The sequence below is a fragment of the Micromonospora sp. NPDC057141 genome (assembly GCF_042670805.1).
Lineage (GTDB): Bacteria > Actinomycetota > Actinomycetes > Mycobacteriales > Micromonosporaceae > Micromonospora.
This window is the reverse complement of sequence record NZ_JBHUVA010000049.1, coordinates 22,341-47,142: the sequence shown is the minus strand read 5'-3', so window position 1 is coordinate 47,142 and position 24,802 is coordinate 22,341. Positions and strand designations below refer to the sequence as shown.

Here is a 24,802-nt window from a genome sequence, read left to right as displayed (position 1 = left end):
TAAGAGACAGGCGCTGAGCGGTGCCACCGGACGGTCGCGGGATGGGCGGGCTAGCCGCCCGCCCATCCCGCCCCATCTCCCAGTCGAGGAACGGAACCCGTCCCCGCCATGCGCCTGCTCGCCGCCATCGCCACCGGCTTCGCCCTGCTCGGCGCGGCCCTGGCACCGCCCACACCGACACCCCCCGCGCCGTCGGCGCCGGCCGCCGCCACCTGGGGGGTGGCACCGTCGAGCGCGAAGGGCCCGAACGGCCGGCCGGCGTTCACCTACAAACTCGACCCCGGTGCCACTCTGACCGACTACGTCGCGGTCACCAACCACTCGGCGCGCCCGCTCACCCTGAACCTCTACGCCAGCGACGCCTTCACCACCGCGCAGGGCGGGTTCGACCTGTTGGCCGGTGGTCAGCAGCCCACCGACGTCGGGGCCTGGGTTCGCTTCACCCAGCGAACCCTGATCATCCCGTCCACCTCCCGCCTGGACATCCCGTTTACGCTCACCGTGCCTGACAACGCCACACCGGGCGACCATGCCGGAGGAATCGTCGCCTCGCTCGCCGCCACGTCGACGGACGCCCACGGTAACCAGGTCGCCGTCGACCACCGGGTCGGCGCGCGGATCTACCTGAGGGTGACCGGTGAGTTGCGGCCAGCGCTGGCCGTCGAGGACCTCCGGGTACGGCACAGCGGCTCGCTCAACCCCTTCGGCGGTGGCACGCTCACCGCCACCTTCACCGTGCGCAACACCGGCAACGTACGGCTCACCGGGCAACCCTCGCTCGCCGCGGCCGGTCCGTTCGGCCTCGGCGGGCGCTCGGTCGACGCGGCGGCCCTGCCGGAGATCCTGCCCGGCGGGGAACTGACCACCACCGTCCGGCTGAGCGACGTGCCGCCGCTGTTCCGGCTGACCGCGAACGCCACCGTCACCCCCGCTGCGGTGGGCGACCAGGTCCTCGACCCGCCCCCGCAGGGCGATGCGGCCCGGATGACCGTCTGGGCGCTGCCCTGGCCGCAACTCGTCCTGCTGGCCCTGCTCGCCCTTGTCGGCTGGGCGCTGATCGCCGCCCGCCGGCGACGGGCCCGCCAGATCGCACGAGTGGTGGCGGCCGCTCGGGAGGAAGGCCGGACCGAGGCCAGCCGGGAGGCCGAACGGAACACCGCCGGGAGGAACACACCAGCCCTGTCGACCGCGTCGGGTGACGCCGACGCGACCAGCCACGTCGTCACGACGCGGCACGACGCAACACCACCACGTCGCCTGGGGAGCAACCAATGAGGATGAGAAGCATGCGGCTTGGCGCCGCCGGCCTTGCCGTGGCGGTACTGGCGCTGGCCACCGGAGCGCCGCCGGCGTCGGCCGAACCGGCCGTGACGCCTGCGTCGGCCGAACGAGCCGTGGTTGCCGTGGCCGGCGCGGACCTGGTCTCCGTGGCGCTCGACGGTGACTCGATGTCGTTGAGCATCCGGGACGCCGCGCAGGTGGCCGGCGATGCGCCGGGGCGCGACCCGGCCGAGGTGGTGCTCGGCCCGGCGGGCGGCCTGGCCGGCCGGGTGCCGGCCGGGAAGGCCCTCGCCTTCCTCGGGACGCCGGGCCACGCCGTGTGGTCACTGTCCACCGGCGACACCGGCTTCCCGGCCCTGGACACCACCGGGGTACGTCCCGGCGTCGTCACCGACGACGCGGTCACCCTCGCCCTGCGCTCCGTCGAGGGGCCGGGAACGTTCACCGCGTACACCCTGTCCGGTCTCGGCTCGGCGAGCCCGATCTTCGGCAGTGGGCCGGACCTGCCGCGGACGGCGCGGTTGCCGGTGGGGACGCGTACCGGCGGTGTGGTGTGGGCCTTCGACGCGGCCGGCGAGTACCGGCTGACCCTGGCCGGCTCGGCCACCCTGCGGTCCGGCCAGCAGACCAGCGCCGAGGCGACGTACACGGTGCGGGTGCCGGCGATCAGCCCGGCCGGGCAGGCTCCGCCACCGGCGCCGGCCAAGCCGGTCACCCGCGCCGGCGGGCAGCCGACGCCGCAGGCACTCGCCGAGCCGAAGCCCGCTGTCGCGCCGAAGCCCGCCGCAGCCGTACCGCCCGCCGCGAAGGCGGCGGCGTCCGCCGCCAGTGCCCACCAGGTGATCGCCGACGGGCACGTGGACATGGGCCCGCAACTGTCCGGCGACACCTGGACGATCCGGATCAAGGACGACCGGACCAGCCCCCCGGTGTGGCGGGAGACCGCCGACGTGGTCCTCCAGGTCAAGGGCAACGCGAAGGTCACCCTGCCGGCCGGGGTGGACTTCCTGGGCAAGCAGGGCGACACCGTCTGGCTGCTGCCGCAGTCCCAGCAGGCGGGCGTCGTCTGGCCCGGCTGGAACACCCAGCACGAGTCCGTCGTGTCCGGCGTCAAGGGCAACGTCATCTGGACGCTGAAGGGAGTCACCGGGCCCGGTCAGTTCGCACTGTTCCTGACCGGTTCGTTCGGCAAGGCTGACGTGCTCTTCGACTCCACCGAGGCGTTCCCGCAGCAGCTGAGCGTTCCACTCAACACCCACGCGCACGGCAACTGGGGGTTCACCAAGCCCGGCCTCTACCGTCTCGCGGTACAGATGAGCGGCACCACCAGCGCCGGCAAGGCGGTCACCGACACGAAGACGCTCACCATCGCCGTCGGCGACAGCACCGATCCGAACGACGGATTCGGCTCCGGGGGTGGCAGCGGCGACGGCGGCACGGATCAGGGCAGCGGGCCCCTGCCCCGCACCGGCGCCGGTTGGGTGCTGACGGCCGGAGCGGCCGGCGTCGTCCTGGTGACGGTCGGGGCCCTGCTGGTGGTGCTCGCCCGCCGCCGCACCGCACCGCCCAACTCCCCAGGCGGGGTGGCCGCGTGACTCATCGCCGTTCTGGGCCGGGGTGGCGGACGCTCGTACCGCCGCTGCTGATCGCCGTGCTGGCTTCCGGCTGCCGCTCGGAGGTGACGCTGAGCGCGAACGACGAGCGGATCCAGGTCATCACGACCACCGGGATCCTGCGGGACATGGTGAGCAACGTCGGTGGTGAGCGGGTGGCCGTCACGTCGCTGGTGCCGGACAGCGCCGACCCGCACAGCTACGAGCCGTCGCTTCGGGACGTCCGCGACGTCGTCTACGCAGACGTCGCCTTCAGCAACTACCTGCTCCTGGAGGAGCAGGCCGTCATCAAGGCGCTGGACGCGAACCTACGCGACGGCGTACCGAGCATCTCGCTGGCCGAGGGCGCGGTGAAGTACGCCGCAGAGATCATCCCGCTCGTCGAGGACGTGTCACTGGACACCATCTGGCTGGGCATGCGCGTGCGCGGCACCGGCGCGGCGCAGGGCGCGAACCGCTCTTCCGACGTGCTGCTCAGCGCGACTGCCGCCGACGGGCCGGGTCGGTTGCTGGCGTACCTGACCGAGTCGTTCGGCAATCCGGCGTTCTACGTCGATTCCGAAGACGGGTTCGATGCCGCTGACGGGTACCGTGACGACACCGCCACGCTGCCACCCGACGCACACACCCACATGAGCTGGGCCTTCACCAAACCGGGTGTCTACCGGCTGACCATGCGTGCACAGCTGGCGGTCACTCCCGACACGGCGCCCCTCCCGCTGGGCGAGCAGGTGTTCACCTTCGCCGTCGGGGTGGATCCACACTCGGTGCCCGGCATGACCGGAGCGACGGTACTGAACTCCGGGCACGCCGACGTCACCGTCGACCTCGACGAGCGGCGGCTCTACCTGTTCGCCGACCCGGAGGGCAGCGGCGAGGTCAACCAGCAGGTGTACGACCCGGCCAGCACCGTGATCGAGGTGCCGAACAAGGCGCTGCTGGAGGTGCCCGGCGACCGGAGATTCCGGTTTCTCGGTCGGTCCGGCACCCAGATCCACCAGCTTCCACAAGCGGTCCTCGGCAAGCACGTGCACGGCGAGATCGACCCGCACCTGTGGCAGAACGTCCGCAACGCCATCTCCTACACCGAACTCATCCGGGACACCCTGATCGGCGTCGACCCACAGGGCGCGGCGGCCTACCGCGCGAACGCCTCGGCCTACATCCGGGAACTGGAGCAACTCGACGCCGAGGTCCGGGACACCATCGCCCGGATCCCTCCGTCGCGGCGCCACCTGGTCAGCACCCACGACGCGTTCGGCTACCTGGGCCAGGCGTACGACATCCAGATCTCCGGTTTCGTCACGCCGAATCCCGCCACCGAGCCGAGCCTCGCCGACCGCCGCCGGCTCACCGAGACGATCCGCAACCTGAAGATCCCGGCCGTTTTCCTGGAACCCAACCTGGCGGCCCGATCCACCACCCTGACCGAGGTGGCCCGCGAACAGGGACTGCGGGTCTGCCCGATCTACGGCGACACCTTCGACCGCGACGTGACCACATACGTGCAGATGATGCGGTTCAACGCCGACTCACTGCACGACTGCCTGACCACAGACAAGTGATGGAGAAGCCAGTGACGGCAGGACGGGCGCGACGCCGCACCCACACGATCATTGCCATGACGCGATGCGCGGTGGCCGCAGTGATCATGCTGGCCACGACGCAGACGCCGGCACGGGCCGAGGGGCCGACGCCGGGTCTCGGCCAGTCGATCGCGGCCGACCAGCCGCTCGCCACCGGCCGGGCGGAACTCGCCACCGGGCACGTCGACATCGGCCCCCGCTACGTCGACAACCGGTGGACGCTGCTGATCCACGACGGCACGCAGGCGCGGCCGGTGTGGCGCAACCCCGACGAGGCCCTGCTCCGCGTCTCCGACGCCGCGCTGCAGACCGTTCCCGACGACCCCGCGTACGCCTTCCTCGACATCGACGCCGGCAAGCGGGTGTACGTGGTGCCGCAGGTCCAGAACCCCGACGTCGTCTGGCTCGGCTGGAACACCCAGGACCCCCGGGTGATGCAGACCATCGACCGCGGCGTCACGCTTACCCTGCTCGGCGTACGCGGACCGGGGAGCCTCACGACCTACCTGCAGTCGGGAAACTTCGCGCCGCCGCAGCCGCTGTGGCGTTCCACCGAGTCCAAGGCGCAGCCCTTCTGGGCCGAGGTCAACACCCACACCCACGCCAACTGGGTGTTCAGCGCACCCGGCGTCTATCTGGTCGCAGTCCAGGCGTCGGCAGACCTGATCAACGGTGAGACGGTTTCGGCGACCGGCACGTTGCGCTTCGCGGTGGGCGACGCTGCCAACGCCGCGGAGGCGTATGCGGCAACGGCGGACATCCCTGCCGCAGCCGGGCCGGCAGCAGCCGACGAGGACCGGGCCGCGGACGACGAGCCTGCCGGCACGTCCACGACCCTGCTGATCATCGCGCTGGCGGGCATGGCCGTCCTGCTCGTCATCGGCCTACTGATCCTGCTGCTGCGCGGACGCGGCGCGAAGCGCCGGGCCGAACAGGAACGCGCCGCCGCACTGGCGGAGGACCAGCGGTGAGAGCACTGGACATCGAAGGGTTGGACGTGGACCTCGGCGGCCGGCCGGTCCTGCGGGACGTGCGGCTGCACCTGGACCGGGGCGAGCTGGTCGGGTTGCTCGGACCCAATGGTGCCGGGAAGACCACCCTGCTCCGCGCCATCCTGGCACTGACCCGTACCCGCGGCGGCACGGTGACGGTGGAGGGCAAGCCGTCGCGCCCCGGCCGCTCCGAGATCGGTTACGTCCCCCAGCGTCACGAGTTCACCTGGGACTTTCCTATCTCGGTCGAGCAAGCCGTGATGACTGGCCGGACCGGCCGGCTGGGCCTGCTCCGCCGCCCCGGCGTCACCGACTGGCGGGCCGTCGGCGACGCCTTGGAGCGCGTACAGCTGACCGGGTTGCGTCGCCGGCCGGTCGGCGAGCTGTCCGGCGGGCAACGCCAGCGTGTCCTGGTCGCGCGGGCTCTCGCGCTCGCGCCGCGCATCCTGCTGCTCGACGAGCCGTTCACCGGACTCGACCTGCCCACCCAGGAACTGCTGGGTGACCTGTTCGCCAGCCTGGCGAGCGAGGACCGGGCGGTGCTGATGACCACCCATGACCTCGTCGCGGCGGTGGACTCCTGCAGCCGGCTGGTCCTGCTCAACGGCCGCATCATCGCCGACGGGCGGCCGGCGGACCTGCAGGACGCCGGGCTGTGGACGAAGACCTTCGGGGTGAGCGCGACGTCCCCGCTGCTGAAACTCGTGAAGGCGGTCTGATGTCGATCACCGAATTCCTCACCGACCTGCTCAACCCCGACCTCGCCTTTCTTCCCAAGGCGCTGGCGATCGCGATCATGTCCAGCATCGTCTGCGGCGTCGTCGGGTGCTACGTCGTCCTGCGTGGGATGGCCTTCATCGGTGACGCGGTGGCCCACGCGGTCTTCCCGGGCATCGCGGTCGCCTTCGTGCTGCAGGGCAGCCTGGTGCTCGGCGGTGCCGTCGCTGGCGTCGCCACCGCGCTGCTGATCGCCATCTTCTCGCAGAACCGGCGGGTCAAGGAGGACTCGATAATCGGCGTCTTCCTGGTCGGCGCCTTCGCCCTGGGTATCGTGATCATCTCGCAGGCGCCCGGGTACGCCGGTTCGCTGCAGCAGTTCCTGTTCGGCTCGATCACCGGCATTCCGGACCGGGACCTGTACGTCGTCGTGGGTGCCGGCCTGGTCATCCTCGGCCTGGTGCTCGTCCTGCACAAGGAGTTCGTCGCGGTCTGTCTGGACCGGGAGATGTCCCGCGCGATGGGACTCCCGGTCTTCTGGCTGGACATCGTGCTCTACGTCCTGGTCACCCTGGCCGTGGTGATATCGCTGCAGACCATCGGCAACATCCTTGTCCTGGCCCTGCTGATCACCCCTGCGGCGGCGGCCCGTCTGCTCACGGACCGGATCGGCGTGATGATGCTGCTCGCCCCGGTGATCGGTGGTACGTCGGCGGTCGTCGGGCTGTATCTGTCCTGGAGCTACGACACACCGGTCGGCGGCACCATCGTCCTGGTCGCCACCGCCGTCTTCCTCGCCGCCTGGCTGGTCGCCCCACGGCACGGCGTACTGACGCGGCGCCGGGGGCGCCCGGTCGAACGGGAACTCGCCACCGGCACCCCGCCGCATCCCGGGTCCGGTCTCCCTGACCCGCGGTGAGTCCCTCCAGTAGCCCTTCCATGGTTTAGTCAAAACGACTATCATTTTCATTATCGCGGTCCATCGTGGGCCGCCTGGAAGGAGTTTCTCCGTGCGCAAGCCCATCCGCCTGCTGCTCGCCTCCGGGGTGGTGACCGCGGCGCTGCTCGCGGCAGCGCCACCGGCGCAGGCCGCCGTGGTGACGTTCAACTCCGGGCACCTCGACCTGGTCGACATCGCCTACGAGGCCGGCGAGCTGGAGATCGGCGTCCACGACGAGGACAACGACGTCGAGTACGCTGCCGACGAGGTCAAGATCGTCGTCAAGCGACAGGCCAAGGTCACCGTCCCGAACGATCCCGCCTTCGGCTTCCTCGGCACCCCTGGCGTAGCCAAGGTGTGGATCCTGCCCGAGATCCAGAACACCAACCTCGTCTGGCCCGGCCTCGCCGCCGAAGAGGTCGAGGCCGGCATCTTCACCACCGAAGCGCTCACCCTCGACGTGCAGTCGGTCAGCGGGCCCGGACAGCTCGCCATCTACACCGAAAACGCCGTCGGGCAGCCCACCGTCCTCGCCGACAGCGGCGACGGCCTACCCGACGCCATCGCCCTGACCGCCGGCGACCACCTCCACGCCAACTGGGCCTTCGACCGCGCCGGCACCTACTGCATCACCGTCCGCGCCACCGGCACCCTCGCCGCCACCGGTCAGCAGGTCACCAGCGAGCCGACGACCCTGCACTTCGTGGTCCGGGCGTGACCGCCGTGCGCACCCGCAGCCGTTTCCTCACCGGCCTTACCCTGACCGCCGCGCTGCTCGCCGGCACCGCCGTCCCCGCCGTCGCGGCGCCGATCGTGCTGTCCAGCGGCCACGTCGACGTCATCGACGTCGACTACGCCAGCGGCGCGCTGAGCGTCGACCTGCACGACGACACCGTCAGCCCGGCGGTGGAACGCGACCCTGCCGACGTCGTCCTGCGCGTTCCCAACACCGCGAAGCTCACCGTTCCCAGCGCCAGCGCCTGGTCCTTCCTCGGCACCGGCGGCCAGGCGTGGGTCCTGCCTCAGGCCAGCACCGCCGGACTGCTCTGGGCCGGCTGGAACACCACCGACGTGCCCAGCGGCGTGTTCCAGAACAACCGGGTCACCTTCAAGCTCACCAACGTCAGTGGGCCGGCAGGCTTCAGCGTCTACACGGTTTCCGGCGGCACGCCCACCGTGCTCTTCGACAGCGGCAACGGGCTGCCCGACAGCCTCAACGTCAACCGCAACACGCATGCCCACGTCAACTGGGGCTTCGACGCCGCCGGCACCTACACCGTCACCTTCGAAGTCACCGGAAAGCTCGCCTCCAACGGCACCACCATCAGCTCCGGTGCCAAGACCTGGACCTTCGAGGTTCTTCCCTAGCCACCCTCACCCCGCAGCAGCCGGACACAGTCGTCCGCCGGGGTGAGGGTGCCGGCAAGCGACGGACCCGGCCGGCGCGAACCCCATCGGGCCCTCGCGCCGGCCGGGCCGGTAGGACGAACGGCTCTGGCACCTCCTGCTGACCCCCTCAGGCCGAGAGGTGCCGACGCGGGGTCTGAAGCGAGGAGAAGGCTCGGGGCGGGCGACGGCATCTCACCGCCCGCCCCGACCGCGCCGGCCGGAGGGGTCAACGCCACTGCATGTAGTTGTTGATGATCGGTAGCGTCATCCGGGTGGCGATGTTGTTGGTGGCGCTGGGCCCGCTGCCGAAGGGTCCACGGGAGAGGATCCCCAGCACCGTCGGGGTCGGGCACACGCAGGGCGGCGGCGGGCACGGGCACGGGATCACCAGCGGCGGCCGCACCGGACACCATTCATCCGGGTCGGGCGTGTAGAAGACGGGGCTGCCGTCCAGCCCGCTGACCAAGGGATGCCGGACGTAGAGAGCGGCAGCGTCCTCGGCCCGGACGGCGTCGTCGCTCGCCCACTGTCCGGGCCGGTCGGCCGGATATCCCTGGGTCCTTGTGCAGGATCCGGTCACCGGTTGGGTCGGATAGCCGAGGTTGAGCCAGCCGGTCCTGGTGCCGATCGTGCAGTTGAGCTGCGCCGCTCCGTAGTCGAAGGCGGGGTCGCCACCGCCAGGGGCATTGGTTGCGCCGGTCCAGTTCGAAGGGACGAAGAGGCGGAGCGCCGCGCACCCGCCGAAGGGCGCTGTCGTGCCGTCGTGCCCGGGGTACGCGACGACGTTGGTACGCCAGGTGCCGTTGGAGCCGCCGGAGTGCAGGCAGTGGGCGGCAGTCGCCACGGAGCGTTCGCTGATCATGAAGCCGGTGCACTGGCCGCCGGTGAAGACCAGCCGCACGATGGCGCTGGCGGGAAACGTGGTGGTCGGGCGGACCGGCACCCGAGTGTCGGGACCGAGGATTGCCTCGGTGCCGACGGCGGGAGTCACGCCGACGGCGGTGCCGGCCATCGGCGCCGTCGTGCTCACGGGCCGGTGACCGGACTGGGCCGCATCGGCGCTGGCGGGTCGGTCGGGAGTCGTGGCGGCAGCCGCTGGCCCGACCGGAGGGGCTGCGGTGCCGACGGCTACGGCGGCTAGGGCTACTACCGCCCATCTCTTTCCAAGCATGGCTCTCCTCTGGTCGGACGGGGTTCCCCCGCAGTCACGCCTATCTCGACCAGGCTGCGCAGAGGCCGGGCTGTCCGACCGGTTCCCGGACACCGGAGCACCGTCAGCCGGTCGCCGGGCACCTCCCTCGTCAGGGAGGGGCACCGTCTCACGGGCTTCCGCGGCCTTCCCTACCGCGCAACGGGTTCGGGCGTGTCCGCAACCAACTACCTAAATCGGCCACCCTCCACACTCGCACCGTTACATGGATAGGCCCAGCAAGTTTCGTTACCTGCCGCAAGTCAGATCAAATCGACGCCAATCATTCAATAATATTGCCGCCTTGTCAGTCGCGCCACCTACTGTTAGCGTTCGTGTACAGGAAGAAACTCCCTGCTTTTGCGGAGTTGACCTTTCCCGCGCCCGCAAATGGGAGCCAGACGTGCGATTTTCGCGACGAAGAATATGAGGGCGACCTCGGCTCGTGAATTGCCGTTGCAGCCCGGCTCGTCCCGCCCACGCGACTTTCGTCTCTACTGGGTGGCCGGCGGGATCAACCTGCTCGGCTCCCAGGCCTCCGGCCTGGTCCTGCCGCTGGTGGCGCTCGCCGTCAGCGGTTCACCGGCCGCCGCCGGCCTGGTGGGTGGCCTCGGCCTGACCGGGCGGCTCGTGGCGGCGCCGGCGGCGGGCGTGCTGGCCGACCGGCTGCCCCGCAAGGGCATGATGGTCACCGCGCTGCTGGTGGCGGCCGGTGCCATGGCCGTCGTCGCCGGCACCCTGGCGGTTGACGCCGCGACCCTCGGCATCCTGGCCGGTGCCGCCTTCGTCGAGGGCGTCGCCCAGGCCGGCTACGAGTCGGCCGGCGCGGGAGCCATCCGGCGGGTCCTGCCCCCTGACGACCAGCGGGCGCTGGCCCGGCTCGAAGCCCGCAACCACGCCATGCAGATCGCCGGGCCGCTGCTGGGCGGGGCGCTCTTCCAACTGGCGCGCTGGGCTCCGTTCTTGGCCGACGTCGTGTCCTATCTGGTCGCCGCGACCTGCGTTGCCGCAATTCGCACGGACCTGAGCCCGCAGCGGACGGACCACAATTCGTTCCTGGCCGACCTGCGGACCGGACTGCGCTTCGTATGGGAACACCCGTTCCTGCGCTTCGTCACCATCTGGGCCGCCGGCATCAATTTCGTCTTCGGTGCACTGATTTACCACACGATCCTGGTCGCCGGCCGCCGGGGCGATCTGCCGGTGTCGATCGGTCTGATTCTCACCATCGCCAGCGTGGGTGGTCTCGCCGGCGCGCTGTCCGCGCCGCGGGTGCTGCGGCACCTGCGGCCGGCGGTGGCCATCCCGATCGCGTCGTGGGCGACGGTGGGCCTGGTCGCCGCGCTGTGCGTGGCCCGGCAGCCGTGGAGCTACGGACTGCTGTTCGGGCTGGTCTTCCTCCTCACGCCCATGGTCGCCATCGTCTTCCAGTCCCGCGCCATCACGATCACCCCCGACCATCTCCAGGGCCGGGTGGCGACGGTGATCGGCACGACCGGAGAGGCGCTGCGGGTGTTCGCACCGGTGCTCGCCGGCGCGCTGGTCGCCCGGTACCGCCCCGACGCGGTGGCGCTGATCTTCGCGGCGCTCCTGGCTGTGCTGGCCGCGTACGCGACCGTCAACGTCCGCAATCTGCGCACCGGCACGGCCCTGGTCAGGGAGGACTGAGGATGGCTCGCAACTTCCGCGTCTACTATCCAGCGCTGCCGCTGGTGGCTGAGCACGCGCCGCACCGGGCCGCCTTCGTCGGCGACGCCGACGGGCGCTGCCAGGTCTTCGTCTGGGACCGCGAGGTCGGGGTGGCACGCCAGGTCACCGACCGCGCGGCCGGCACCGTCCGGGCCGCCATCGACCCCGGCGGCACCGCCGTCTGGTGGTTCGACGACGACCTCACCGGGGTCGGTAGCTGGCGGGTCGGCGACTTCGATGACCCGGAACATTCGACCGAGGCGCTGCCGGGGCTCGACCCGGCCCAGCACGCCGGCCTCGCCATGGCCGCCGACGGCACCGCGGTGGTCGGACTCTCCGACACCGGGGGCATGACGCTGTACCGGCGGACCGCCGCCGGCCGGGCCGACCGGATCGCCCGGGTCTGCGGGTACGCCCACCTGGTCGACGTGGACCCGACCGGCCAACTGCTCGTGGTCGGCACCGACGCCGCGTCGCCCGCGGCGGTCACCGTGCTCACCGGCGACGGCGAGCCGGTGGCGGTGCTCCCGGGCAACGCCGACCGACGGGTCTGGCCGCTGGGATTCGCGCCCGGGACCGGCCCGGCCCGGCTGCTGCTGGTCGTCGAGGAGGACGCCGAGTACGCGCTGGCCACCTGGACCCGGGCCGGCGGGTTGACCCGGCACGAGTGGCGCTTCGACACCGAGGTCACCGCCAGCTGGTATCCGGACGGGACCCGCGTCCTCGTTCGCCAGGACCGGCACGCCGGCAGCCACCTGCACTGCGTCGACCTGTCGGCGGGCACGCGTACCGAGGTGCCCACCCCGGCCGGCAGCATCCTGGACGCCGCGGTCTGGCCCGACGGTGACGTGGCGTACGTCTGGACCGACTCCACGACACCGCCGCAGATCCGCTCCGTCGCCGGGGTGGAGCTGCCGACGGGGCCGGACGACGGCCCGGGTGACGAGACGGTGTCGTTGGCGGAGTACTGCCGACGGACGGAAATCTGGGTGCCAGGGCCGGCCGGGCCGATCCATGCGCTGGTCGCGGCGCCCGCCGACCGGACCGGGCCGCTGCCGGCGGTCTTCCTGGTGCACGGCGGACCGTTCCAGCACGCCCGGGACGCGTACGACCCGCTGGTCGAGGTGCTCGTCCGGACCGGGTGCGCGGTGGTCCGGGTCAACTACCGGGGCTCCAGCGGGTACGGGGCCGCCTGGCGCAACGACTTCCGTGCCGGCGTCGGGCTCACCCAGCTGGAGGACCTGGCGGCGGTCCGGTCCCACCTCTGCGAGCGCGGCGTGCTCGTCGCGCACCGGGTGGCGCTCTGGGGCAGTTCCTGGGGTGGGTACCTGACCCTGCTCGCCCTCGGGGTGCAGCCGGACCTGTGGCGGCTCGGGGTGGCGATCAACCCGGTCGCGGACTACGCCGCCGCCTTCGCGGCTGCCACGCCGGCGATCCGCGCGCTGGACACGGCGCTGTTCGACGGCACACCGGACGAGGTCCCGCAGCGGTACGCGGACTCCTCGCCCGCGAGCTACGTCGACCGGGTACGCGCGCCGGTCTTCCTCGCCGTGGCCACCGACGACGTCCGGTGCCCGCCCGCCCCGGTGGAACGCTACGCCGAGGCGCTGGGGCGCCGCCGGGTCCCGGTGAAACTCCTGCGGACGCGGGCCGGGCACGAGGATTTCGATGCCCGTGGCCACGTCTCCCTGATGCAGGCGGTGCTGCTGTTCATGCAGCGGCACTTCGACGGCGTACGGGACGAAGGGACGCCGGTCGCGCTCGCCATGGCGCGACCGACGGGCTGACGTGCCGGACGGCGGCCTGACGGTCCACGAGTGGCGAGGGGAGGTGAGAGCCCATGCGTAAGAACATCATCGAGAACGACCCGATCAGCGGCAACCGCGACCAGGTCCGTTCCGACGTCGCCGTCACGGTGACGGTGACCGTCAAGTTCTGATCCACCACCGAGTGGGATCGCCGGTCGCGTGCCTCGACCGGCACCCGGCGATCCCACTTCGGTGCCACCTTCGTCGGTTCGGGCATCGTGAGCAAGGAGAGGTGACGTGCGGGTTCTGCTGGTCAACATGCCGTGGGCGTCCATCGATGTCCCGTCCCTGGCGTTGGGGATCCTCACCAACAGCGTCCGTCGGAGTTGCCCGGACGCCGAGGTGGAGGTCCTGCACGCCAACCTCGACTACGTCGACTGGGTGGTCGACCGCACCGAGTTCACCCTGCATGACTACCAGTACTACTCGCTGTTCACCTATTTCGCCGGGTGCGGCGACTGGGTCTTCTCCTCCGCGCTCTACGACGACCCGCGGTGGCGGCTGGACGAGTTCACCAGTCGGGTCCGCGACCAGATGTCCGAGGAGGAACTCGCGCGCAACGTCGAGCTGCATCGCTCCGCCCCGCAGTTCATCGCCGAACTGGCGGCACGGATCGTCGAGCGGGCGCCGGACCTGGTCGGTTTCACCTCCACCTTCCAGCAGAACACCGCCGCGCTGGCGGCGGCCAAGCACGTCAAGCGGCTGGATCCGACGATCCGTACCGTGTTCGGCGGAGCCAACTGCGACGGCGAGCAGGGCGCGGCCCTGCACCGTAACTTTCCGTTCGTCGACCTGGTGGTGCGCGGCGAGGGCGAGGCGGCGTTCCCACAGTTGCTGGCCGCCCTGGCCGCCCTGGCCGACGGCAACCCCGCGCGCCCACCGACGCCGTCGGGGACCACCCCGCGGCTGGCCGACGTCGAGGGGGTGTGCTGGACCGCCCCGGACGGCCGGCGGATCGCGAACCCGATGAGCACCAAGCCGCTGCCGCCCGCCGAGATCGTCACTCCCGACTACGCCGGCTACTTCGAGCGGCTCGCCGCCTCCCGGGCCCGCAACTGGGTGGAGCCGAAACTGGTCGTCGAGGGCGCCCGGGGATGCTGGTGGGGCGAGAAGCACCACTGCACCTTCTGCGGGCTCAACGGCTCGTTCATGGAGTTCCGCAGCAAGAATCCGGGCAGGTTCTACGACGAGATCATCTCCCTCGCCGAGCGACACCAGGTGCTCGACATGTTCGTGGTCGACAACATCCTCGACATGGGATACGTGACCTCGCTGCTGCCCAGGCTCGCCGAGTCTGACTACGACCTGCGGTTGCAGTACGAGATCAAGTCCAACATGAAGGGCGCGCAGGTGCAGGCGTTGGCCGACGCCGGCCTGGTGAGCGTGCAACCCGGGATCGAGAACCTCAGCAGCCGGGTTCTCAAGATCATGGACAAGGGGGTGACCGGCTGCCTGAACGTGCGCATGCTGCGCGACGCCGAGACCAGCGGCATCACCGTCGCCTGGAACTATCTGTACGGCTTCCCCGGCGAGACCGACGAGGACTACCGGACGATCCTGGAGCAGTTCCCGGCACTGCACCACCTGGCCCCGGCCGGCGGCAGCAGCCGCATCGCCATCGAGCGGTTCAGCCCGTACTTCAACCGTCCCGAGCTCGGCTTCGGCGACCTGCGGCCGGCGGGGCAGTACCGCCTGAACTACGACCTGCCCGAGTCGGAGCTGATGGACCTGGCGTACATCTTCGACGTGCAGGAGCAGGGCATCGGCGCGGAGCTGACGGCCCGGCTGGACGAGGCCGTGACCGAGTGGCAGCACGAGTACGCCCGCAGCCAGCTGACCCACCACGATCTCGGCGAGGAGATCGTGCTGGTCAGCCGCCGCCGGCACTTCGACTGGCGGGTCCTGCGCCTGACCGCCGCGCCGGAGGTCGCCGCCTTCCGGCAGCTCGACCAGCCGCACACCGTCGCCTCGCTGGCCCGCCGGCTCGGCCACCCCGAGCCCGAGACGGCATCCCTGCTGGGGCGCTGGCGGGAGTTGGGCATCGTCTTCACCGACGGCGGGCAGTTCGTGCATGTCGCGCCCCGGGCGATGAACCAGGACCTGCTCCGCATCGATCATCTGCACCCGGAACGCGTCGGCGCGCGGCCGGAGACCGACCACACCGCGAGCGGGCCGGCCGCGCAGGCCGCCCTGAGCGCCGTCTGAGGGGAGGCCGCCATGGCCGTCGCCGCAACCACCCGCAAGCCCATCCTGGTCCGCCTCGCCCGCGACCACGACCCGGCGGTCAGCGCCGTACCCGGGATCGACCTCGGCGTCACCGAGTTGCGTGAGCCGCCCGGCGAGGCCGCCGCCCGCTGGTTCCACGCCGGGGTACGGCACGTGTCGCTGCCCGATCCTGTGGACCTGGCGGTCGACGACACCGACGCGGCGTCCCGGGACGCGGTGCGCCGCCTCGTGCTCGTACGCGACCTGACCAGCTTCGGGATCGCCGTGGACTGGCGGCTGCTGCTGCCCTACGGCGGGTCGAGCTGGCGCGTCTACTGCCACCTGCATCCACCCGTGGAGCTGTCGGCGGCGGCCGACGACGACACCGACGACCCCCTCGACGCGTGGCGCCGTTCCTACTACATCGACAAGTGCACGTTCCGCAAAGGTCCGGGCTTCGTTCAGGTCCGTGACCGTCGGGCCGGTCGACTCAACCTGCTCACCGTCGACGACCCGGCGTACCTGAAGGTTCTGGACCAGGTCATCGAGGGTGCGCCGGCCAGCGACGTCGATCTGGACATCGCCCGCGACTTCGCGGCCGAGGGCCTGGTCGCACAGGTGGGCACCATGCTGGTGTGGCTGCCGTACCGGCTGCGCCGGTGGCCGCTGCCGTCCATGATCGTCTAGCGGCAGCGCGGTCGAGCCGCCGGCGTTTCCGCGGCAGCTCCTGCACCGGCACAAGATCACCTTCCAGCGGACCAAGACGTGGAAGGACTCCACTGACCCCGACCGGGACCCCAAGCTCGCCCTCATCGAGTACGTGAGCAGCCACTTTCCGCAGCGGGGCTGCCTGCCTGACAGCTCCGAAATCCAGATGTCCTCCTGCGGCGATCAGGTCGAGTGCTCGGCGTGGTGCAGCACTTCCGCGATGAGTCGCCTGGTGGCTTCCCCCTGCAGCGTGTAGGTGACCTGTCGGCCGCGACGCTTGCGCCGGACCAACCGGGCTTCCGTGAGGTACCGCAGGTGGCGGGCAATGATCGTCGAATCCGTCGACATGGCCGCCACCAGCGACGGCTCACCTGGTCGGGTCGCTCTCTCCCATGGGGACATCGGCGACTGATCCATGGATGCCTGCGAGCGACGGCTCAAGCGGCAGAGGTCGGCATGAATTCCTTTCTACCCCTTATCGCCGGCGCAAAGGCGGCACACCAGCCCGACACGCTGCAGCCGCTCGCTGATCATCCGTCAGGGCGTGACCGCCCTCACCCGCCCGCGTCGGTCAGTCGGCGGCCTGGGCGATCAGGGGCGGGCGGGTGGCCGGCTCGGCCTCGCTCAGCAGCCGCCCGACCGAGGCGCAGAAGTCCGCCCAGGCCCGAGCGGCGGCGGGGCACATGCCTCGGGCCCGCAGCGGCGCGTGCACCAGCCCCGGCTCCACCCGCAGCTCCGCCCGTACCCCGGCGTCGATGAGGCGCTGGGCGTAGTCCACCGCGTCCTGGCGCAGCGAGTCCAGTTCGGTGGCGAGGATCGTCGCTGGCGGAAGTCCATCGAACCGGGCCGTGCGCAGCGGGGAGACCAGCGGGTCCAGCAACTCTTGAGGGCTGCGGGTGTAGCAGGAGGCGTAGAAGCTCATTTCCCCGGAACTGAGGATAGGAACGTCCGGTCCCTCGCCTTGCCAGCGGGCGAAGTCGAGGACCGGACTGATCAAGCCTTGGCAGGCGATATGCGGGCCGCCCCGGTCACGGGCGAGGAGGCAGTTGGCGACCATCAGGTTACCGCCGGAGCTGTCGCCGACCAGCCCGAGCGGCCCTGGCGCGACACCGAACCGGTCCGGCCGCTCGGCGAGCGCCTTGATGACCGTCCGCAGGTCGTGCACGGCGGCCGGAAATGGGTGCTCGGGGGCGGAGCGGACGTCAACGAAGACCACCGGGTAGCCGGTGCGGTTGGCCAGTTCCGCCGCCACCGTGTCATGGGTCTCCAGGCTGCCCAGGCAGAAGCCGTCTCCCCGGGCGTAGCAGAGCACGCCCGGGCCCACCGGCACGGCAGGGAGGTAGATGCGCACCGGGACGTTCCCGTCGGGGCCGGGCACCACGGCGTCATTCACCCGCAGACCAGGCGGTCGCTGGTAGACGAAGACCGTGGGCAGGGACTGGTATAGCCGCCGCTGCTCGTCGATGGGCAGAGTGAACATGTCGTCGGGCACCAGGCTGGTGAACTTCTCGATGAACTCGGCCATTCCGTGGGCGTACACGGGCGGTTACCTCCGGCGGGTCGTCAGTCAGGAACACACACGTTGTCTGGTATAGCGGTGGATCGTCGGGCGGCGAGGGTCGCCACCAGGGCGGTGACCGCGAACACCAGGCAGAGCAGGGCGTGCGCCCGGACGCTCGGCGCCGGCCCGGTGGTGGTGGTCAGCGCGAGGTAGAGGCTGCCGAACCCGGCCACCCCCACCACCGCGAAAAGTTGCAGCACAGTGCTGACCAGACCGCTGACGTCAGCGGCGTACCGGCTGGGAACTGTGCCACCGAACGACGCGATCAGCGAACAGAAGCCCACTCCCAGGCCGAGACCGGCGGTAGCCAGGACGATGGGAAGCACCGGCCCTTCGGCCAGCCCGGAGTACGTGACGACTCCGAGGGTCAGATAGGCAGCGGCGAGCAGGCCATAGCCTAGCGGCGCGGCCAGATGCCGGGCCGACGACGGGATACGACGCCAGTGGACTCCGCCCACTCCGAACGCCGCAGCCCACGGCGCGAAGACCAACCCGGCGTACAGGGCGTCGTGGCCGAGTCCCTCCTGCAGGTGCAGCGATAGGGTGAACAGCACCGCCGCGTACGTTGTCTGGCCCACCGCGATGGCAGCCAGCCCCCACGCTACTGCGGGAATGCCGAGCACCCCCAGATTGAGCAGTGGCTGACCGCCCCGCTTGGCACCCGTGCGCTGACCGGCGAGGAAGAACGCGAACGCCGGCACGCTGGCGGCCAGGCACAGCCAGGTCCACACCGGCCAGCCCTGCTCCCGGCCGCTCACCAGCGGCAGGATCAGCAAAACCATGGAGGTGCTGAGCAGCATCATGCCGGTGACGTCCAGCCGGTGCCGTGGCCCCGGAGAGTGCGATGGCAGCAGCCGTGCGCCCACGACCAGCAGCACCACCCCGATGGGCACGTTAACCAGGAACGCCGGCCGCCAGGAGAGTCCGAACAGGTCGGCGGAGACGAGCAGTCCGCCGAGCACCTGACCAGCGACTGAGCCGGCGGCCAGCACCACGGCGTACGCCCCGAGTGCCCGTACCCGGGCCGCACCGGCAAAGTGCAACATTATTCCGGTGAGGATCTGCGGAACCAGCAGCGCTGCCCCGGCCCCCTGGGCCACCCGCGCGCCGATCAGCACCAGCGGATGAACAGCGAGACCGCACGCCAGCGACGCCAGCGTGAAGACCAGCAACCCCAGCAGGTACGTCCGACGGTGTCCGCGGGCCTGCCCCAGTCGCGCCCCGGTGATCAGAAACGTGCCGTACGCCAGCACGTAGCCGGCGATGACGAGGGCCAACTGCGCGTCGCTGGCCGCCAGGTCGGCGCGGATGGCGGGTGCCGCCACGTTGCTGATCGAGCCGTCCATGTTCGCCATGAACTGCCCGGTCAGCAGGACCGCGAGCAGTCCGCCCCGGCCGCGTACCGGGTGCTGTGGCGGGTCTGCGGTCGACGTGGCCTCCCGCTGGTCGGTGGTGCCGGTCCGTCCTATGCCGTCGCGCACCTGGTCACCCCTGCGATCCTGCCGGTCCTGGCCCGGCCGTGTCGTCCCGTAGCCCGGCGTCAGGCGCATCGTTCGGCCGGACGGCGGCCATCAGGTTGGCCAACTGCCCGGTGGATGGCGCGCCTCGGGCCCGCAGCGCGGCTACCTGGGCGTCAATGTCGGCCGCTCCCCGCCCCTGGCTGAGCTTGAACACGCCCTCGGCACGCTGCACCTCGAGGGCGAAGAAGAAGATGTGCGGCAGCATCTCGGCCACCATCCGTTCGGGTGCCTGCGCCAGTGTCCAGGGGGCGGTCCCCGGCTCCGTCCGTTCCCGGTGCCGTTCCCCGAGGGCGGCCAGGCGGGCGAGCTGTTCGTGGCGCTGCTCGTCGGGAAGCGGGTACAGGGTCCCGCTGACGTGTACGACCACGTAGTTCCACGTGGGCAGGTTGTCGTCGGTGGCGTAGTCGGTGGGGGACAGATAGCCCTGCGGGCCGTGGAAGACGGCGACCGCCCGTACCCCCGGCCGGCCGATCAGCCGGTGCACCGGGTTGTGCCGGGCCAGGTGGCCGAGCAACCGACGGGGCCCGGCGGGCGGCCCGCCCGACACCAGGGGCAGGTGCGTGATCTCGAGGTCCGGGCCGGCGGTGACGCAGAGCGTCGCGAAGGGGTACTCGGTCACCACCTGCCACAGGTCGGCCTCCCGGGTGGGCCGGAACCGATCGGGTGCGTACATCCGGTTGCGCCTTTCCGTTTGACGGCCTCATCCCGGCCGGTCAGGTCATCCGGCGTCGTTGCGGCGCAGGTCGCCGAATTCGGCGTCGCACGGCCAGCTACAGAAACTGATCTCGGCATAGAACGGCACGCCATGCTCGCCCCGGTGCGGGGAGCGCTGGTGGTCGAGGTGCACGATCGGATCCTGGTGGCGGTCGAGCGGCCCGTACCTCTCGGCCCGCCATACCAGGTCTTGGTCTTCGCCGCCCCAGCCGCAGAAGCGCTCATCCATCCCACCGATGCGGCGGTAGAGGCTCTCCCGCAGCCAGAGGCAACCGCCCGGCGGCCGGCGTAGCACAACCCCCCGGGCCGCGGCCTGGTCCACCGCCGCCGCGCCGTCCAGGCAGCGCCGGTGCACGGCGCTGAGGCTGGACGCCGCGTCGAGGAAGAGCATGTCCTCGAACGGCCAGTGGGCCTGGGTGCCGGGGACCTGGAACCGGTTGACCGCGCGGGCCACGAAATCCCGGTCGACCAGGATGTCGGCGTCGAGCACGCAGACGGCGTCCGCCGGCCGCGCGCCGTGTACCACCCCGCAGTTGACCGCCCACGACTTGTTGAACCTCCCCGGGTCCCGGGCGAACACGTACACGTCGCAGGCCTCCGCCAGCAGGTCCCGCCACCGCGGCCGCGAGTCGGTCTCCACCACAACCACCCGGTACCGGTGACGTGGGTGGGTCTGGTCGTGCAGCGCGTTGAGGGTCGCCGCGAGGTTGCGAACCCGGCCGGTGGTGTCATCCGCCGCGCGGAACGGGATGATCACGGCGGCGTCGACCGGGTCGGTTCGATGGTGCGGAGGTGTGACGAGCCGCCCGAGCAGCTCGGCCGCGTCGACGACGGGGTACGCCTGCGGGTGGGGGTGGGCGTCGCCGACGTGGTAGCGCAGCCGTGACACGCACTCGGCGTCCCAGATCGCCTGGGCGAGTTTCGCCGCCGCGTCGTCCCCGACGCGGAGCCGGTCGGCGAGGACGCCGACGAGGGCCCGGTAGGCGCGCGGGTCGGTCGGGTCCGCCCCGAGTCGGGTGACGAGCGGGTCGGCTTCCGGCTCGTCGAGCGCGGCGACCGCGTCCATCACCGTGCGGTGGGCGTTCTCGGACCAGGTCCAGTAGTCCGGGGCGGCGCAACGGCAGAACGGGTCAGCGGCGAGGACGATGCTGCCGGCCCCGGCCGCCGCCAGGACGACCGGGTTCTGGGCCTGCCACGCGGCCGACGCTGTCACCGCCGTTCCTCCGTCCGCGCCGGTGGCCAGGCCACCTGTGTCAGGTCGGTGACGATGAGGTCCGCGGCGTCCAGTGCCGCCGCGGGCTGCGAGGTGGTGATACCGACGCAGAACATCCCGGCGGCCTTCACGGCAGCGACCCCGGGCGGGGCGTCCTCGAACCCGACCACGTGCTCCGGGGCGACGCCGAGAGCCGCGCACCCGGTCAGGTAGCCCTCCGGGTCGGGCTTGCCGCTTCGCACGTCCTCCGCAGTGACCAGCACGGTGAGGAACTCACGGACGCCAAGCATGTCGAGCATCGCCTCGGCATCGACCCGCAGCGCCGAGGTGACCACGCCGGCGGGCACCCCCCGGACGTGCAGGTCGCGCACCAGCTCCGCTGCGCCGGGGACGGGTCTGGCCGCTGGCATCCCGGGATCCGACAGGAACGACACCGCCTGGTCGAACAGGGCATCGACCGTGCTGCCCTCAGGGAACAGGTGCAGTCGCTCGGTGAGGACCTCGTGCCCCCGCCGCCCGGCGAACGTGGCCAGCAGCGCGGCGTCGCAAGGCACGCCGTGAGTGGTGAAGAGCCTGTGCCACGCGGTGCGGCTGCGCATCTCGGTGTCGACCAGCGTGCCGTCCAGGTCGAACAGGGCGGCGCTGGGCGTCGCGACGGTACGGGTCAGGCTCATCGGTGGGCCAGCTCGGTGTAGGTGTCATGCCAGGGCCGCAGTCGTTCGAAGGCGGCACAGGCGGTGACCACCCGCTCGTCGCCGAACCTGCGGGCGGCGATCTGCAGTCCGACCGGTACGCCGTTGGCCGCCCGGCCCGCCGGTATGGTGGCCGCCGGGCTGCCAATGAGGTTGAACGGGCTGGTCATCGACCAGCCCACCAGCCGGTCGACCGGCTCACCGGCGACCTCGGCGGGGCCGACGGTGTCGCCGTCGGTGGCGTTCGGGACCCCAGCGACGCAGTTGACCGGGCTGACCAGCAGGTCGTACTCGTCGAAGAGGTCCTCGAAGGCGTCCAGGACGGCGGTGCGCAGCACGTCGGCGAGCCGGAACTGCACTGCGGACAGCCGCGCGCCCGTTTCGACGCTCTGTAGGTAGTCAGGGGCCACCAGATGACGCAGTTCCCCCGTCAGGTCGAGGCCCTGCCCACGGGAAATCGCCGCGGTCTCGGCGTGACACAGCGACAGGTACTGCCGCCACATCGCGGTCAGCTCGCCGTGCGGCATGGGCAGCTTGAACCCGACCTCCTCCACGGTGGCACCCGCATCGGCGAGCACGGTCGTGGCGGACCGGACGATGGCGCCGACCTCGTCCTCCACCGGGTAACCGCCCAACGTCGGCGCATACGCCACCCGGACGCCGGTCAGGGAACCGGTCAGCGCACCGTGCAGCGGACCCGGCACCGGGAAGGAGTACGGATCGCGGGGGTGCGCCCCGGACATCAGGTCGACAGCGATGACTGCGTCCTCGACCGTGCGGGCCAGCGGCGCGTAGCACACCATCGGGTACAGCCGACGGAACGCGTTCGGCCGAGCCGGAACGGCGACCCGGCCGAAGGTGGGCATCAACGTGAACACCCCGCAGAAGGCGCCTGGCACGCGCAGCGACCCCCCGGCATCGGAACCCTGCGCGAGGGGGACCAGGCCGGCCGCCACCGCGGCGGCGCTGCCCCCCGAGGAGCCGCCCGCGTTCATCGCCGTGTTGAACGGAGTGCTGGCCGGCCCGAACAGCGTGCTGTCGGTGGTCGCCTTGTAACCGAACTCCGGGGTGTTCGTCTTGCCGACCACGATCGCGCCCGCGTCCCGCAGCCGCTGCACACACAGGATCGTCTCGTTCGGCACGTCCTCGGCAAAGATCCGCGACGCCCGGGTGGTGCGCACGCCGGCCACCGGGTCCAGGTCCTTCACCCCGATCGGCACTCCGTGCAGAGGACCCAACCGGTCGCCGCGCGCCACCGCCTCGGTCGCCGCGCGGGCCTCGTCGAGGGCCTGTTCCGCGCAGACCGTAACAAACGCGTTGACGGGCCCGTTGTGCCGCTCGATCCGGTCGAGGGTCATGGCGACCACCTCGACCGGGGACACCTGCCCGGTCCGGATGAGTTCCGCGAGTCGCGCTGCGGGCAGGTACGCGAGGTCGTCCATGTGCTGGTGCTCCTCTTCGTGGGGGTGAGCGGCGGTTCAGCGTGGTGCCGGGACGGGGCCGGCACGGTTCGGGCGGGGTGGTTCGTCCGCCGCGACCGGCCGTGGGGCTGGTCCGGACAGGTCGGGCGCCGGCCCACGAGTGGCGAGATGGCCGGCCAACGCGGCCAGCAGCGTGACGGCCGCGAGCGCGGCACAGACGACGGCGAACGCCCGCATCGATCCCGGCGCGCCGCCCGCTCCGGCGAGGGCCAGGTATGCGGTCCCGGCGACGGCGACCCCGGCCGCCGCCACCACCTGCAGGATGGTGCTCATCGATCCGCTCAGGTCAGCGGCGAACCGGGCCGGCACCGCGCGGGTCAGGTGCGCGATCACCGAGCTGGACACCGTGCCCAGGCCGAACCCGCCGATGCCGAGTGTGGTGAACAGCAGCACGTCGTGGTGCACGCCGGCGAGGAACTGCGTGCTCATCGCGAGGTAGGCCGCCGCCAACACGAGACAGCCGAGCGCAGGTACGCGCCGGACGAATCGCTCCGGTACCCGCGCCTGCAACGGCCCGGCGACTCCGAACGCTAACACCCACGACACGAGCGCCATGCCCGAGTAGAGCGCGCTGCGGCCCAGACCGTTCTGAAGGTAGAGGGCGAGGGTGAACAGCAGCGCCACATATGTCACGGTGGTGAGAACCTGGGTGGCCAGGCCTAGGACCACCGGACGGGGCACCAGGATGCCGAGGTTCACCATCGGGTAGCCGCCGCGGGCGGTGACCCGCCGTTCCACGAGGACGAACACCCCGAGGGCCGGCACGCTCGCCGCCAGGCACGCCCACGACCACGCGGGCCAGCCGGACTCGGAACCGTTGGAGAGCGGCAGCGCGACCAGCACGACCGCCACCGTCAATGCCGCCATGCCCCGCAGGTCAAGCCGGGTCGCCTCGTGGTTACGGTCCGGCGGCAGCAGCCGCAGCCCGGCGACGAGCGCGAGTACGCCCACCGGTACGTTGACGAGAAAGATCGACCGCCACCCGGTGCCCCACAGGTCCGCGGTGATGAGCACGCCACCGAGCACCTGACCCAGGGCCGCGCTGCCGGACAGCGCCACCGAGTACAGCCCGATCGCCCGGACCCGGGCCCGGCCGGTGAGGTTACGGTGGATCCCGCTGAGAACCTGCGGCAGCATCAGCGCCGCCGCCACCCCCTGGGCGGCGCGGGCCAGGATGAGAATCTCCGGGTTCCACGCGAGACCGGCCAGCAGTGACGCAGCGGTGAAGCCGGCGAGCCCGATCATCAGCAGCCGGTGGTAGCCGTACATGTCGCCCAGTCGGGCGCCGGTGACCAGCAGGACGGCGTGGGAGAGGAAGTAGCTCGACACGACCAGGGCGAGCTGTCCGCTCGTCGCACCCAGATCGACCTCGATGGACGGCATCGCCACGTTGACGATCGAGAAGTCGAAGTTGGCGATCGCCTGACAGGTCAGGAGAACGGCGAGCAGCCCGCTGGTGGACCGGGTGGTGGCCTGCTCCATGTGCTTTTCTCTCCAACGGGGG

Annotated in this window: 21 protein-coding genes; 12 read left to right on the top strand and 9 right to left on the bottom strand. The window is 71.2% G+C overall.

Annotated features, from left to right (window positions below):
- Positions 1-108: 108 nt before the first annotated feature.
- The 8 genes from ACFT41_RS22225 (at position 109) to ACFT41_RS22190 (ending at position 8,497) form a co-directional block, all read left to right on the top strand.
- Entirely contained in the window at positions 109-1,275 is a 1,167-nt protein-coding gene (locus ACFT41_RS22225) for a WxL protein peptidoglycan domain-containing protein (RefSeq protein WP_377587059.1), read from the top strand.
- 11 nt (positions 1,276-1,286) lie between these two features.
- Positions 1,287-2,876: a TIGR03773 family transporter-associated surface protein gene (locus ACFT41_RS22220; RefSeq protein WP_377587060.1), complete on the top strand. Its 1,590-nt coding sequence runs from the start codon at positions 1,287-1,289 to the stop codon at positions 2,874-2,876.
- Positions 2,873-4,459 (top strand): anchored repeat ABC transporter, substrate-binding protein, encoded by a 1,587-nt coding sequence (locus ACFT41_RS22215; protein WP_377587061.1) that lies wholly within the window; start codon positions 2,873-2,875, stop codon positions 4,457-4,459. The genes ACFT41_RS22220 and ACFT41_RS22215 overlap by 4 nt, the downstream gene beginning before the upstream one ends.
- Positions 4,460-4,515: 56 nt before the next feature.
- Entirely contained in the window at positions 4,516-5,451 is a 936-nt protein-coding gene (locus ACFT41_RS22210) for a choice-of-anchor M domain-containing protein (RefSeq protein ID WP_377587062.1), read from the top strand.
- Between the two features lie 26 nt (positions 5,452-5,477).
- Complete coding sequence (locus ACFT41_RS22205) at positions 5,478-6,191, top strand: anchored repeat-type ABC transporter ATP-binding subunit (protein ID WP_377587096.1); 714 nt, start codon at positions 5,478-5,480, stop codon at positions 6,189-6,191.
- Positions 6,191-7,108, top strand: coding sequence for an anchored repeat-type ABC transporter permease subunit (locus ACFT41_RS22200; RefSeq protein WP_377587064.1), 918 nt, complete (start codon positions 6,191-6,193; stop codon positions 7,106-7,108). Before ACFT41_RS22205 ends, ACFT41_RS22200 begins: the two co-directional genes overlap by 1 nt.
- 91 nt (positions 7,109-7,199) lie before the next feature.
- Positions 7,200-7,847: a choice-of-anchor M domain-containing protein gene (locus ACFT41_RS22195; RefSeq protein ID WP_377587065.1), complete on the top strand. Its 648-nt coding sequence runs from the start codon at positions 7,200-7,202 to the stop codon at positions 7,845-7,847.
- Between the two features lie 5 nt (positions 7,848-7,852).
- Positions 7,853-8,497 (top strand): choice-of-anchor M domain-containing protein, encoded by a 645-nt coding sequence (locus ACFT41_RS22190; RefSeq protein WP_377587097.1) that lies wholly within the window; start codon positions 7,853-7,855, stop codon positions 8,495-8,497.
- A gap of 247 nt (positions 8,498-8,744) precedes the next feature.
- Here the strand turns inward: ACFT41_RS22190 and ACFT41_RS22185 are convergent, their stop codons facing one another.
- Positions 8,745-9,548: a trypsin-like serine peptidase gene (locus ACFT41_RS22185; RefSeq protein ID WP_377587066.1), complete on the bottom strand. Its 804-nt coding sequence runs from the start codon at positions 9,546-9,548 to the stop codon at positions 8,745-8,747.
- A gap of 549 nt (positions 9,549-10,097) precedes the next feature.
- Between ACFT41_RS22185 and ACFT41_RS22180 the strand changes: the two genes are divergently transcribed.
- The 4 genes from ACFT41_RS22180 (at position 10,098) to ACFT41_RS22165 (ending at position 16,096) form a co-directional block, all read left to right on the top strand.
- The gene (locus tag ACFT41_RS22180; RefSeq protein WP_377613964.1) at positions 10,098-11,375 is read left to right on the top strand and encodes an MFS transporter; all 1,278 of its coding nucleotides are present in this window, start codon (positions 10,098-10,100) and stop codon (positions 11,373-11,375) included.
- A gap of 2 nt (positions 11,376-11,377) precedes the next feature.
- A complete protein-coding gene (locus ACFT41_RS22175; protein ID WP_377587068.1) occupies positions 11,378-13,183 on the top strand; it encodes an alpha/beta fold hydrolase in 1,806 nt (601 codons plus the stop codon).
- Positions 13,184-13,441: 258 nt separating this feature from the next.
- On the top strand, positions 13,442-15,409 hold the full coding sequence (locus tag ACFT41_RS22170; protein ID WP_377587069.1) for a RiPP maturation radical SAM C-methyltransferase: 1,968 nt from the start codon (positions 13,442-13,444) through the stop codon (positions 15,407-15,409).
- A gap of 12 nt (positions 15,410-15,421) precedes the next feature.
- Positions 15,422-16,096, top strand: coding sequence for a DUF5825 family protein (locus ACFT41_RS22165; RefSeq protein ID WP_377587071.1), 675 nt, complete (start codon positions 15,422-15,424; stop codon positions 16,094-16,096).
- 204 nt (positions 16,097-16,300) lie between these two features.
- On the opposite strand, the gene ACFT41_RS22160 is transcribed toward ACFT41_RS22165, so the two are convergent.
- The 8 genes from ACFT41_RS22160 to ACFT41_RS22125 form a co-directional block, all read right to left on the bottom strand.
- On the bottom strand, positions 16,301-16,465 hold the full coding sequence (locus tag ACFT41_RS22160; protein ID WP_377587072.1) for a hypothetical protein: 165 nt from the start codon (positions 16,463-16,465) through the stop codon (positions 16,301-16,303).
- Between the two features lie 223 nt (positions 16,466-16,688).
- Positions 16,689-17,642, bottom strand: coding sequence for an alpha/beta hydrolase (locus ACFT41_RS22155; protein ID WP_377587073.1), 954 nt, complete (start codon positions 17,640-17,642; stop codon positions 16,689-16,691).
- Positions 17,643-17,680: 38 nt separating this feature from the next.
- Entirely contained in the window at positions 17,681-19,159 is a 1,479-nt protein-coding gene (locus ACFT41_RS22150) for an MFS transporter (protein ID WP_377587074.1), read from the bottom strand.
- A 4-nt stretch (positions 19,160-19,163) separates the two neighbouring features.
- Entirely contained in the window at positions 19,164-19,871 is a 708-nt protein-coding gene (locus tag ACFT41_RS22145; protein WP_377587075.1) for an FMN-binding negative transcriptional regulator, read from the bottom strand.
- A gap of 45 nt (positions 19,872-19,916) precedes the next feature.
- Positions 19,917-21,125: a glycosyltransferase gene (locus tag ACFT41_RS22140; protein ID WP_377587077.1), complete on the bottom strand. Its 1,209-nt coding sequence runs from the start codon at positions 21,123-21,125 to the stop codon at positions 19,917-19,919.
- A complete protein-coding gene (locus tag ACFT41_RS22135) occupies positions 21,122-21,799 on the bottom strand; it encodes an HAD family hydrolase (protein ID WP_377587078.1) in 678 nt (225 codons plus the stop codon). The genes ACFT41_RS22140 and ACFT41_RS22135 overlap by 4 nt, the downstream gene beginning before the upstream one ends.
- Positions 21,796-23,259 carry an amidase gene (locus ACFT41_RS22130; RefSeq protein WP_377587080.1) on the bottom strand — a complete coding sequence of 488 codons (1,464 nt, stop codon included), beginning with the start codon at positions 23,257-23,259 and terminating at the stop codon, positions 21,796-21,798. The genes ACFT41_RS22135 and ACFT41_RS22130 overlap by 4 nt, the downstream gene beginning before the upstream one ends.
- A 36-nt stretch (positions 23,260-23,295) precedes the next feature.
- Entirely contained in the window at positions 23,296-24,780 is a 1,485-nt protein-coding gene (locus ACFT41_RS22125; RefSeq protein WP_377587081.1) for an MFS transporter, read from the bottom strand.
- Positions 24,781-24,802 lie beyond the last annotated feature (22 nt).